The following is an 11,822-nucleotide window of genomic DNA, read 5'->3' on the forward strand; positions in this document are numbered from 1 at the left end:
CGGCGCTCCGGTCGTCCCCGGGGCGCACTACCGGAGGACGGGAGGCACTACCTCGCGGGCCCCGGCTCCGGGTCGCCGAGACGGGCGAGCGCCCCGCGAACACCACCGTCCCCGCCGTCGAGCGCCGTGCGCGCCGCCGCCGCGTCGACGTCGGCGAGGAGCATCACGAGCGCGACCTGCACCTGTCCCCCGGCCTCGGTGAGCACCGGGGCGCACACCTCGGGCTCGAGGCCGGTGGCCTGGCTCAGGAGCCGCACGAGCCGGGCCCGGAGCTTCGCGTTGGTGGCGCGGACGTCGACCATGAGGTTGGAGTACGTCTTGCCGAGGCGGACCATCGTGGCGGTCGAGAACGTGTTGAGGACGATCTTCTGGGCGGTGGCGGCCTTCATCCTCGTGGACCCGGTGACCGCCTCGGGTCCGGTGTCCAGGAGGATCGCCACGTCGACGCCCTCGGCCAGGGGCGCGGCGGGGTTGGCGCTCACGAGCGCGGTGCGCGCACCGCGCTCCCGGGCCAGGTCGAGCGCGCCGCCCACGTAGGGGGTCCGGCCGCTGGCGGCGAGCCCGACGACGAGGTCGTGCCCGGTGACGGCGTCGAGGTCGCGGCGCCCGCCGGACGGGTCGTCCTCCGCGCCCTCGACGGAGACCGTCATGGCGTCCAGCCCGCCCGCGAGGTGGGCCTCGAACCACTCGGGGCCCACGCCGTAGGTGGGCGCGAGCTCGACGGCGTCGAGGACGCCGAGCCGGCCCGACGTGCCGGCGCCGGCGTAGTGCACCCGGCCGCCGGACCGGATCGCCGCGACGGCGAGCTCGACCAGCCGTGTCACGCGGTCGGTCTCGGCCCGCACGACGTCCGCCACGCGGGCGTCCTCGTCCAGGACCAGGCGCACCAGCTCGCCGGTCGGCACCACGTCGAGGTCGGTGGTGCGCGGGTTGCGCTCCTCCGTCGGGGACTGCAGCCGGGCGACCGAGAGCACGTCGTCGTGCTCGGCGGTCGGGTGCGGGGTGTCGCTCGTCATCGGTGGCTTCCTCTCGGCGATGTCAGCAGCGCCTCGGGGGACGAGGCGAGCACGAGCCGCCGCACCGGGACGTCCGGCAGGGCGACGGGCAGCGGCCCGGGCGGGGTGAGCGACCCGAGGACAGCCGGCCGGCGCGCCCCCGTCGCACGGCGCCGGTAGGGCCCGGCGGCGGTGCCGGGCAGGCCGTGCGCGCCGAGGAACCCCAGCAGGGCGGCCAGGTACGGCTCCCACGCGCCCGCGGGCAGGCCGAGCGCGTCGGAGAGCACCACCCCGGTGCCGTCGGGCAGCTGGGCCCGCAGGCGGTCGACGAGCCCGGCACGGTACGCGCCCGGCCCGGTCAGGACCACCCGGCCCACCCCGCCGGCCGGGCCGTCACGCACGAGCGACCGGGCGACGGCGTCCGCCGTGAGCTCGTCCAGGGCGTCGTCGGCGCCCGCGGCGCCCGCGTCCGGGCCCGGCACGTCCGGGTAGCCGCGGCCCGGTCCCGCGTCCCAGCACAGCACCGCCTCCTCCGCGGCGCCGACGACGGTCACGGTGACCGTGTCGCCCAGGTGCAGCGCGGCGGTCGGGCGGCGCCCGTCCCCGGCCTCGACACCGAGCCAGAGGGCGTCCAGGACGCTGCCGAGCGGAGCGCCCTGCCCGCCGGCCGCGACGTCGGCCGCGCGGAAGTCGCCGACCACCGGCCGCCGTGCGCGTTCGGCGACCCAGGCCGGGTGCCCGAGCTGGAGCGTGCCGCGGGTGCGGCCGCCCACGACCCATCGGTGCATCGGCTGCCCGGCCGACGCGACCAGGTCGGCGTCGCCGCCGGCGAGGTCGTCGACGGCCCGGCGGGCGGCGGCGCCGAGCTCCTGTCCCACGAGGGTGTCCAGCTCGCACACCTCGCCCACGTCGACGCGCGCCGGTGGCATCGCGGCGAGCACGCGTCGCCGCAGGGCGTCGGGCCACGGGTACGCCGCGTGGCCGAGCGGCCGCAGGTGCAGCGTCCCGTCGGACCGCAGGTCCAGGTCGGCCGCCGCGGCGCCGATGGCGTCCACGGCGGCCGGCGAGGACACGCCGATGACGATCACGACGTGGGGCTCCCGGCGCCGCCGGGGCCGGGCCACCCCGCGGCGAGCAGGTCGACGGCGGCGTGCGCGCCGGTGCGCCCCGTGCCGCAGGCGGACACGACGGGCGGAGGGCCGCCGGGCAGCCCGGTGAACCAGTCCACGACGCGGCCGGACGTCGCGGGGAGGCCGACGTGGACGACCACGAGGTCGGGCCGGGCCGCCCAGGCCGCCTCGAGGCGCGCCCGTTCGGGGCTCCCCGGGGCAGGCTCGCGCGTGATCAGCACGAGCGGCCGGCGGGCCGTCGGCGGCGCGCCCAGGAGCGCCGCGAGGGCGGCGTCGTCGAGCGGCGGGTGCGTGACGGCGTCCGGCCAGCGCTCGCGCACGGCGCGCTGCACGTGCTGGGCGGTGCGCCCGGCCGCGTGGTCGAGGCGCACCCGCAGGTCGACGACGTCCGGCCCGGGGTCGCCCGCGAGCCCCGCGCAGGGCGCGAGACCGCCGGCGACGGCGCGGGCGGCGAGGCGCGTGCCGAGCTCCGCGAGGGTCCGCTGCGCCGCGACCGCCGCCTCGGCGCCGGGCGTGACGCCCGCCCGCGACCGCAGGTCGCGTGCCCGGGCGGCGAGCGCCGCCGCGCGTGCCGCCGACGCCTGCAGCGCCTCGACGGTCACGCGCCCCGTCCGGACGGCCGCGGTCAGCGCGTCCACGGCGGTGCGGAACAGCGCCTCGTCGTCGCGCCCGACGGTCGTGCCGAGGCACAGCAGGTCGGCGCCCGCCTCGACGGCGCGGACGGCGGCCTCCCCCACGTCGGCGCCGTCGGAGACGGCGCGCATGTCGAGGGCGTCGGTGATGATCAGGCCGTCGTCGCCGGTCCCGTGCTCACGGAACAGGTCGCGGGCGAGCGCGGTGACGGCGGGTTCGAGCGACGCGGGCGCGGGACCGAGCGCGGGCACGCGGACGTGCGCCGTCATGAGCGCGTCGAGGCCGCGACCGTCCGGGGAGCCGTCGCCGGACAGCGCCGCGGCGAACGGCACCAGGTCGCGCCGGCGCAGCGTGGCCAGGTCGTCGGGCACGACGGGCAGCTCCAGGTGGGAGTCCGCCGTGGTGGCGCCGTGCCCGGGGAAGTGCTTGCCGCACGTGCCGACGCCGCCGCGGCGCAGGCCGCGGGTGAACGCGGCCCCGTGCCGGGCCACGTGCTCCGCGTCGTCGCCGAACGCCCGGACCCCGATGACGGGGTTCTCGGGCCGGTTGACGTCGAGCACCGGCGCGAGGTCCAGGTCGACGCCGGCCGCGGCGAGCATCCGCCCCAGCGCCTCGCCCGCCGCCTCGGTGGCGGGCACGTCGTCCAGGAGCCCGAGGGCGGCCGCCCCGGGCAGGGACGACCCGGTGGCCGCCTCGAGGCGCGAGACGTCCCCGCCCTCCTCGTCCGTGGCGACGAGGAGGGTGGGGGCGAGCTCGTGCAGGCGGCCGGTGAGGTCCGCCGTCGTCGCCACGTCGGGGGTGTTGTGCGCGAACAGGACGACGCCGGCCAGCCCCTCGTGCGCGGCGTCGACGAGCCAGGCTGGCGGCGTCGTGCCCGTGAACCCCGGCAGCAGGACGCCGCGCACGGCCCGCGCGACGGCGTCCTGCCCAGCGTCCTGCCCGGCGTCCTGCACTGTGGTCGGCACGGCGTCCGGCACGCTCATCCCTTCACCGCGCCGGCGGTGAGCCCGCCGGCGAGCCGGCGCTGGACGAGGATGAAGAACACCATGACCGGCACGGTGATGATCGTCGAGGCAGCCATGATGGAGCCCCAGTCGTTGGAGTGCTGGCCGAAGAACGACCGCAGGCCGATCGCGACGGTGTAGTTCTGCTCCTCCCCGCCGAGGAGGGTGAGGGCGAAGACGAACTCGTTCCACGCGGTGATGAAGCTGAAGATGCTCGTCGCCACCAGCCCGGGCGCGACCAGCGGCAGCAGGATCGAGCGGAACATGCGCCCCCACGACGCGCCGTCGAGGTAGGCGGCCTCCTCCAGCTCCACCGGCACGGCGGCCACGAACCCGCGCAGCATCCAGATGCCGAACGGGAGCGCGAGCGCCACGTACACGACGATCAGGCCGGACAGCTGGCCGAGCAGCCCCAGGTCGCGGACCTGCACGAACAGGGGGATGACGAGCGCCTCCAGCGGGACCATCTGCACCACGAGCACGAGCAGCAGCACCTGGGTGCGCAGCCGGAACCGGAAGCGCGCCACGGCCACCGACGCCAGCAGCGCCAGGAACGACGAGACGAGCACGGTCGCCAGGGCGACGAGGAGCGAGTTGCGCAGGAAGGTGGCGAAGCCGCCGTCGGTGAGGACGAACCGGAAGTTGTCCAGCGTGAAGTCCGCGGGGACGAACGACGTGCTCGCCCCGGCCTTCGCGTCCAGGGCGCTGACGAGCATCCAGTACGCGGGGAACAGGGTGAAGAACAGCAGGCCGGCCACGGCGAGGCCCTTGCCCACCTGCCCGGGGCGCAGCGCGCGGCGCGCGGGGCGGCGCGACGCGGCGGCCGGGCGGGTCGAGGCGCGGGCGGCGGAGGTCGTCGGGGCGCTCACAGCTCCTCCTCCTTCAGGATCGTGCGGACGTACACCACGGTGACGAGCAGCAGGAGCACGGTCAGCAGCACGGCGATGGCCGAGCCGAAGCCGTACCGGTTCTGCCCGAAGGACTCCACGTACGACCACACGCCGAGGTTGAGCACCTCGCGGTTGCTGCCCGCACCGCCGGGCATGAGGTAGACCTGCGCGAACACCTTGAAGTCCCAGATGGTCGACAGGATGACGACCACGGCGAAGACCTGGCGCAGCTGCGGGACGGTCACGGAGAAGAACCGGCGCCAGGGCCCGGCGCCGTCGATCTCGGCGGCCTCCAGCAGCTCCTTCGGCACGCCGAGCAGGCCCGCGAGCACCGTGACGGCCACGAACGGGAAGCCGTGGTGCACGATGTTGAGCAGCACGATCGCGTAGAACGACCAACGGTCGGTGAACCAGTTGACCGGCTGGTCCTGCAGACCGAGCGACTGCAGGACGTGGTTGAACACGCCACGGTCGGCGTCGAAGATCCACACCCACACGTACGTGCCGGTGACGGCGGGCATCGCCCAGGCCGCCATGATCGAGCTCGAGACGATGACGCGCCACACCCGGCCAAGCGAGGCGAGCAGCACCGCGACGGCGGTGCCGAAGACGACCGTGCACACGACGGACGCGATCGCGAACAGCACGGTGTTGGGCAGCACGACGGTGCGCAGCTGCTCGGACGTGAGCGCCTCGGTGTAGTTGCCGAGGCCGATCCAGTTCGCCTCGCCGGAGACGATCTCCGGCAGGCCGTAGTCCTGCAGGGAGAACATCCCCATGCGGATCAGCGGCCACAGCAACAGCACCGCGAGCACGAGCAGCGCGGGGGCGAGGAGCAGCCAAGGGCGCCACCGCGCCAGGACGGACTTGCGGGCGAGCCGGCCGCCGACGGAGCCGGGCTGGTGCCCGGACCCCGTCGGCGCCGTGACGGTCGTCGTGCTCGACATGCGTCAGCTGCCGCCGTTGAGCAGGGAGGTCATCTCCTCGGCCGCGGCCTTGCTCGCCGTCGCGACGTCCTGGTCGCCCGAGAGGATGGACTGCATCATCGTGCTGGTGGTCAGCTTGGCCTGGACGGCGCCGAAGTTCGGCGACACGGGGACGGAGGCGCCGCCCTCGACGAACTGCTGGGCGAACGGCGCCACGAGCGGGTCGGTGCTGCTCGTCGCCTCCTCCAGGAGCGACTTCTGGCCCGGGAAGTACCCGGACTGCTCGCCCCACTTCGACGCGAACTCACCGGTGGTCATCATCTCGATGAACTCGAACGCCAGGTCCTTGTCGTCGGCGGTGTTGAACATGCTCAGGTGCGAGCCGCCGAGCACGGACGGGGCGATCCCGCCGTCCTGGCCCGGGATCGGCACGGCGGCGAACTTGCCCTCCATGTCGGCGTTGGCCTCGACGATGGCGCCGGGCGTCCACGAGCCCATGACGGCCATGCCGACGTCGCCCTGGGCGAAGGAGTCCAGCACGTCGGTCTCGCGCCAGGTGGTGGCGCCCGCGGAGGAGTAGCCGTCCGCGGCGAGGCCGGTCCAGAACTCGAGGCCCGCCTGGGACTCGGGGCTGTCGAGCTGCGACGTCCAGGTGTCGCCGTCGAGCGTGGCGACCTCGCCGCCCGCGCCCCACACCCACGGGTACACCGTGAACTCGGCGTCGCCGGGGACGGCGACGGCGATCTTGTCCGGGAACTCCTTCTTCAGCGCCTTGGCGGCGGACTCGATCTCGGCCCAGGTGGTGGGCGGCTCGATGCCGGCCTTGTCGAACATCTCGGTGTTGTAGACGAACGACCGGACGCCGGCGTACCAGGGCATGCCGTACAGCGCGCCGTCGTATGTGCCGGCCTCGGCCAGCCCCTCGACCAGGTCGCCGTCCAGGCCGGCCTCGGACACGTAGTCGTCCAGCGGCGCGAGCGCGCCCGCGTCGGCGAACTCGGGGGTCCACGTCGTGCCGGTCTCGGCGACGTCGGGCGTGGTGCCGCCCGCGATCGAGGTGACGAAGCGGTCGTGCGCGTCGCCCCACTCGACGAACTCGACGTTGAGCGTCGCGCCCGTCTCCTCCTTGAACGCCTTGCCGACCTCGTCGAAGAACTTCTCCCCGCTGGGGTTGGTGCCCTGCATGATCCACACGTCGAGGGTCCCGCCCTCGCCGCCATCGTCCCCGCCGTCGGACCCGCCCGAGCTGCAGGCGGCGAGCCCGAGCGCCAGGAGCGCTCCGGTGGCCACCGCCGTCTTCGTCCGGCCGAACATCTGTCGCCGCATGGTCGTCCTCCTTGGGCGGCCTGTGCCGCCGTCGTCGTCCCGGCGCTCCCGCGCGCCGTCGTCGTCGTGCTGAACGACGTCCTCGTCTCGTGACGCCCCGCGGCCGTTCCGGCCCGGGCGCCGCCGGCGCGACGTCCTCGTCTCGCTCTCCGTCCCGTTTGGTCAGGAGTCCTACTAAACCAACGTCGGCGAGAGTACACGAGCTCCCGAGGGTTTGGGAAGGAGTCCTTCTGAAATAAGATTTCGGCCGTCACGACCGGTCTGGAGATTACTGACGACACCGGGCGCGACGGAAGCGCGGACCCGCGGTCGTGACCGGATGGTGACCTACGCGGATGGTGACCTACGGTGCGGAGCGCGCGGAGGTCAGGGCACCCGGTTGATCCAGGAGGGGCTCGCGAACTTCGTCCGCACCAGCTCGCCGGCCCGCTCGAGCTCTTCCGGACGCAGCGCGGACGGGGTCGTCGCGTACCGGCTCGCGAAGGACGCGGCGAAGGCGTCCACGATCGCCTCGCGCGACATGCCCGTCTGCGAGCGCAGCGGGTCCACGCGCTTGTTCGCGCTGCGGGTCCCCTTGTCCGACAGCTTCTCGCGCCCGATCCGGAGCACCTCGAGCATCTTGTCGTTGTCGATGTCGTAGGCCATCGTCATGTGGTGCAGCACGGCGCCCCCGGCCAGGCGCTTCTGCGCCGAGCCCGCGAGCTTGCCCGCCGGGGAGGAGACGTCGTTCATGCCGGAGAAGTAGGCCTCGACGCCGACGTCGGCCAGCGCGCCGAGCACCCAGGAGTCGAGGAACGCGTAGGACTGCTCGAAGGAGAGCCCGTCGACGAGCGAGGCCGGTACCACCAGCGAGAACGTGACGCAGTTCCCCGCCTCCATGAACATGGCGCCGCCGCCGGAGATGCGGCGCACCACCGTGACGTCGTGCTTCGCCACGCCCACCGGGTCCACCTCGTTCGCCAGCGACTGGAACGACCCGATGAACACGGCCCGCTCGGTCCAGTCCCAGAACCGCAGCGTCGGGCCCCGCCGCCCCTCGGCGAGCTCCTCGGTGAGCACCTGGTCGAGAGCGGCGAGCGTCGGCGGCGCCATCGGGCCGGGGCGCAGCACCTCGAAGGTGTGGTCCTCCCACGTCGTCGCCAGGCCGAGCGCCCGGCGCACGGCGACGGCCACGGCCCAGGCGTCGAACCCGACCATCGCCACGGGCCCGGCGAGCCGCCCGTCGCGCTCGGCGGCGCGCACCCCCTCGTCCACCGCGCGCGCCAGCTCGCTCGTGGGCGTGTGGCGCGGCAGCCCGGTCAGCGCGGCGTCGATGACGCCGAGGGCGTCGTCGGGCTCGAGGAAGAAGTCCCCGCTGAGCCGGACGTCGGCCATCCTGTCGTCGCGCACCTCGAGGTCGACCGCCACGAGCTTGCCACCAGGAACCTTGTACTCACCGTGCACCACCCCACCGTAGCCGCGCGCGAGGAGCCCGCGCGGTACTCTCGGTCACACCACCGCCGCCTCGCCGACACGCACCAATCTTTCGTCAGGAGCCCTGCGCGGGTAAAGAAGTGCCAGACTGGGATCCTCGCCGCTCGACCGAGAGGAACCGCCGATGAACGGTGACGTGCTGGTGCGTCTTCGCCAGGCGCTGCCCACCCTGCGCCCCGCCGAGGCACGGATCGCCCAGGTCGTGCTCGACGACGCCGTCGGCGTGGTCGGAGCGACCATCACGGAGCTCGCGGCACGCGCCGGGACGTCCCAGGCGACCGTCGTGCGCTTCTGCCGCGCCGTCGGGTACGCCGGCTACCCGGAGTTCCGCATCGACCTGGCGCAGGCCACGAGCCGGCACGCGCTGGAGCTGGAACGCTCCGGCATCGCCGAGGGCGAGATCAACCAGACCGACACCACCACCGACGTCGTGTCCAAGATCGCGTTCCACGAGGCACGCACGATCGAGGAGACGGCCCGGATGCTCGACCTGGACGCGCTCGAGCGCGCCGTCGACGCGCTCGCCGGGGCGACGCGCACCGACGTGTACGGCGTCGGGTCGAGCGGACTGACGGCGCAGGACCTGGCCCAGAAGCTGTCCCGCATCGGGATGATCTGCACCGCCCCGCTCGACCCGCACCTGCAGCTCACCTCGGCGTCGCTCCTGGCACCCGGGTGCGCGGCGGTCGCGGTGTCCCACACCGGGCGCACCGTCGAGGCGCTCCAGGCGCTGTCGCTGGCCCGCGACGCCGGCGCGACGACGATCGCGGTGACGAACTTCCCCGCCTCGCCGCTCGCCGACGTCGCGGAGATCGTCCTCACCACGACGGCCCGCGAGACGCAGTTCCGGTCCGGAGCCCTGTCGAGCCGGATCGCGCAGCTCGCCGTCGTCGACTTCCTGTTCGTCCGCGTCGCGCAGCAGCGCTACACCGAGACCGCCGCCGCCCTCAAGGCCACGTACGACGCGGTGCAGCAGCACCGCCTGCCGCCGCGCACGCGCTGAGCCCACGGCGCGTCGGCCGCGCGTCCGGGCGGGAGATGTGGTCGTCTGGTGCCGGGCTGGAGCGACACCGAGCGAGACCGAGCGAGACGACGGAGCGACGCCATGACGAACCCGAGCACGCCGGCAGGTCCGCACGACCCGAACGACCCGTACGACCCGAACCGCCCCGACGAGCAGCCCCCGGGCGTCATCCCGCCCTCCGCCGCCTCGTGGGGCTCGACGCCGGGCTCGACGCCGGGCTCGGCTCCGGGCGTGACTCCGGGCTCGACGCCGTCACCCGGGTCCCTGCGCCTGGACGCGGGCCGCTACTGGGCGGGCGCGGCGGCGACGGTGCTCGTGTGCGCGCTGCTCGGCTTCGCCGCGTCGGTCGTCCTCACCGACGTCATGGACCAGGAGATGGCCGCCGAGCCGCACCTCGCGGGGTCGAGCGCCGACGCCTCGTGGGCCGTGGCGGGCGCCCTCTTCGCGCTGCTCGCGGCGCTCGTGCTGCACCTGCTCGTGCTCGCCGCGCCCCGGGCGCGGATGTTCTTCGGCTGGCTCGTCACGCTGACGACCATCATTCTCGCCGCGCTGCCGTTCACGACGAGCCCGGAGCTGCTGCCCGGGCTGACGACCGCCCTGGTCTGGATCGTGCTGGGCATCGCCGTGTGGTCGATGCTCACCGGGGTGCTCGCCCGCACCGGCGTGCGGACCTGACCGCGCGCTGCGAACAGGCGGTGGGACGAGTCAGCGCGGCTCGACCCCGGCGTGCAGCAGACCGTAGACGTGCGCATCGATGAGGGCCTCCCACGCCGCCTCGATGATGTTCGGCCCCACCCCCACCGTGGACCACGACCGCAGGCCGTCCGTCGTCTCGACGAGCACGCGCGTGGTGGCGTCGGTGCCCTGCTCGGCGTCGAGGATGCGCACCTTGAAGTCGATGAGCTCGAACTTCTCGATCAGCGGGTAGACGCGGGTGAGCGCGTTGCGCAGGGCGTGGTCGAGCGCGTGCACGGGGCCGTTGCCCTCGCCCGTGGACACGAGGCGCTCGTCTCCCGCGTGCAGCTTGACGGTCGCCTCGGCGACGGCGTCGGCGTCGCGGCGGTCCGCGTCGGGGTGCCCGGGACCCACGACGGTCTCCACGATGGTGCGCCAGCTCTCCACCCGGAAGTACGCCGGCCGCGTGCCGGTGAGCTCCTCGCGCAGCACGAGCTCGAACGACGCGTCGGCGGCCTCGAAGGTGTACCCACGCGCCTCGGCGTCCTTGACCCGGTTCGTCACGCGGCTGAGGAGCTCCCCCTGGCCGGACAGGTCGAACCCGAGCTCGCGCCCCTTGAGCTCCACCGACGCCCGCCCCGCCATGTCGGAGACGAGCATGCGCATGTCGTTGCCGACGGCGGTGGGGTCGATGTGCTGGTACAGGTCGGGGTCGACCTTGATGGCGCTGGCGTGCAGCCCCGCCTTGTGCGCGAACGCGCTGGCCCCCACGTACGGCTGGCGGGCGTACGGCGAGATGTTGGTGATCTCGGCGACGGCGTGCGCGATCCGCGTCGCCTCCGCGAGACCGTCGCCGGCCAGGGTCCGCCGGCCGTCCTTGAGCTCGAGGTTCGCCACGACGGTCACGAGGTCGACGTTGCCGGTGCGCTCCCCGTAGCCGTTGACGGTGCCCTGCACGTGGGCGCAGCCGGCGTCGACGGCGGCGAGCGTGTTCGCCACGGCGCACCCGGAGTCGTTGTGGGCGTGCATGCCGAGCAGCGGGTCGCCCGGGGCGGCGTCCGCGCCGTGCACGAGGCCGAGCCCGTCGCGCAGCTCGGCGACGACGTCGCTCACCGCGCGGGGCAGCATGCCCCCGTTCGTGTCGCACAGCGCGACCACCTCGGCGCCGGCCTCGAACGCGGCGGAGACGGCCGCCGTCGTGAAGGCCGGATCGAAGCGGTAGCCGTCGAAGAAGTGCTCGGCGTCGACCACGACGCGCCGCCCCTCCCCCACGAGGAAGCGCACCGTGTCGCCGATCATCGCGATGCCCTCGTCGGGCGTCGTGCGCAGCGCCCGCTCCACGTGCCGCACGTCCGACTTGGCGACGAGGGTGACGACCGGCGCCTCGGCGTCGAGCAGGGCGCGCACCTGCGGGTCGTCCCAGGCGCGCGCGCCGGCCTTGCGGGTGGCCCCGAACGCGGCGAGGACGGCGTGGCGCAGCGTCAGCTCCTTGGCGGCGCGCCGGAAGAACTCGGTGTCCTTGGGGACCGCACCCGGCCAGCCGCCCTCGATGAACCCGACGCCGAGCTCGTCCAGCAGCGGCGCGATCGCGAGCTTGTCCGCCACGGAGAGGTTCATCCCCTCCTGCTGCGCGCCGTCGCGCAGGGTGGTGTCGTACACGTGGAACGGGGCGGTGGCCATGGGACTCCCCACGTCGGTGACGCACCGGGCGGGGGCCCGCGCGCCGTGGAACTGCGGTCATGAAAA

The 11,822-nt window shown here is 74.4% G+C and carries 10 protein-coding genes; 2 read left to right on the forward strand and 8 right to left on the reverse strand.

Translation table 11 applies throughout. The features are described from left to right. Positions 1-47: 47 nt before the first annotated feature. From murQ to EYB28_RS14700, 7 genes are all read right to left on the reverse strand, one after another. Positions 48-1,016, reverse strand: coding sequence for an N-acetylmuramic acid 6-phosphate etherase (gene murQ, locus EYB28_RS14670; protein WP_166849285.1), 969 nt, complete (start codon positions 1,014-1,016; stop codon positions 48-50). Continuing rightward, positions 1,013-2,083 carry an anhydro-N-acetylmuramic acid kinase gene (locus tag EYB28_RS14675; protein ID WP_166849287.1) on the reverse strand — a complete coding sequence of 357 codons (1,071 nt, stop codon included), beginning with the start codon at positions 2,081-2,083 and terminating at the stop codon, positions 1,013-1,015. Before EYB28_RS14675 ends, murQ begins: the two co-directional genes overlap by 4 nt. Then, positions 2,080-3,741, reverse strand: a complete 1,662-nt coding sequence (locus EYB28_RS14680) for a glycoside hydrolase family 3 protein (protein WP_166849290.1) — start codon at positions 3,739-3,741, stop codon at positions 2,080-2,082. Before EYB28_RS14680 ends, EYB28_RS14675 begins: the two co-directional genes overlap by 4 nt. Further along, positions 3,738-4,553, reverse strand: coding sequence for a carbohydrate ABC transporter permease (locus EYB28_RS14685; protein WP_166852479.1), 816 nt, complete (start codon positions 4,551-4,553; stop codon positions 3,738-3,740). The genes EYB28_RS14680 and EYB28_RS14685 overlap by 4 nt, the downstream gene beginning before the upstream one ends. A gap of 74 nt (positions 4,554-4,627) precedes the next feature. Next, a complete protein-coding gene (locus tag EYB28_RS14690) occupies positions 4,628-5,599 on the reverse strand; it encodes a carbohydrate ABC transporter permease (protein WP_166849293.1) in 972 nt (323 codons plus the stop codon). Positions 5,600-5,602: 3 nt separating this feature from the next. Continuing rightward, positions 5,603-6,904, reverse strand: a complete 1,302-nt coding sequence (locus EYB28_RS14695; protein WP_240930578.1) for a sugar ABC transporter substrate-binding protein — start codon at positions 6,902-6,904, stop codon at positions 5,603-5,605. A gap of 366 nt (positions 6,905-7,270) precedes the next feature. Further along, positions 7,271-8,347, reverse strand: coding sequence for a biotin/lipoate A/B protein ligase family protein (locus EYB28_RS14700; RefSeq protein WP_166849298.1), 1,077 nt, complete (start codon positions 8,345-8,347; stop codon positions 7,271-7,273). 154 nt (positions 8,348-8,501) lie between these two features. Here EYB28_RS14700 and EYB28_RS14705 point away from each other — a divergent pair, with 154 nt between their 5' ends. Next, positions 8,502-9,380, forward strand: coding sequence for a MurR/RpiR family transcriptional regulator (locus EYB28_RS14705; RefSeq protein WP_166849301.1), 879 nt, complete (start codon positions 8,502-8,504; stop codon positions 9,378-9,380). Between the two features lie 102 nt (positions 9,381-9,482). Further along, a complete protein-coding gene (locus EYB28_RS14710; RefSeq protein ID WP_166849304.1) occupies positions 9,483-10,076 on the forward strand; it encodes a hypothetical protein in 594 nt (197 codons plus the stop codon). A 30-nt stretch (positions 10,077-10,106) separates the two neighbouring features. Here the strand turns inward: EYB28_RS14710 and cimA are convergent, their stop codons facing one another. After that, positions 10,107-11,756 (reverse strand): citramalate synthase, encoded by a 1,650-nt coding sequence (gene cimA, locus EYB28_RS14715; RefSeq protein ID WP_166849307.1) that lies wholly within the window; start codon positions 11,754-11,756, stop codon positions 10,107-10,109. Positions 11,757-11,822 lie beyond the last annotated feature (66 nt).

It is taken from the genome of Isoptericola sp. BMS4 (genome assembly GCF_011634835.1).
Classification (GTDB): Bacteria; Actinomycetota; Actinomycetes; order Actinomycetales; family Cellulomonadaceae; genus Isoptericola.

Bases quoted from the DNA above. Each gene is read 5' to 3' on its own strand.
- murQ (WP_166849285.1), bottom strand. From the start codon at position 1,016: ATGACGAGCGACACCCCGCACCCGACCGCCGAGCACGACGACGTGCTC.
- EYB28_RS14680 (WP_166849290.1), bottom strand. From the start codon at position 3,741: ATGAGCGTGCCGGACGCCGTGCCGACCACAGTGCAGGACGCCGGGCAG.
- EYB28_RS14690 (WP_166849293.1), bottom strand. From the start codon at position 5,599: ATGTCGAGCACGACGACCGTCACGGCGCCGACGGGGTCCGGGCACCAG.
- EYB28_RS14695 (WP_240930578.1), bottom strand. From the start codon at position 6,904: ATGCGGCGACAGATGTTCGGCCGGACGAAGACGGCGGTGGCCACCGGA.
- EYB28_RS14705 (WP_166849301.1), top strand. From the start codon at position 8,502: ATGAACGGTGACGTGCTGGTGCGTCTTCGCCAGGCGCTGCCCACCCTG.
- EYB28_RS14710 (WP_166849304.1), top strand. From the start codon at position 9,483: ATGACGAACCCGAGCACGCCGGCAGGTCCGCACGACCCGAACGACCCG.
- cimA (WP_166849307.1), bottom strand. From the start codon at position 11,756: ATGGCCACCGCCCCGTTCCACGTGTACGACACCACCCTGCGCGACGGC.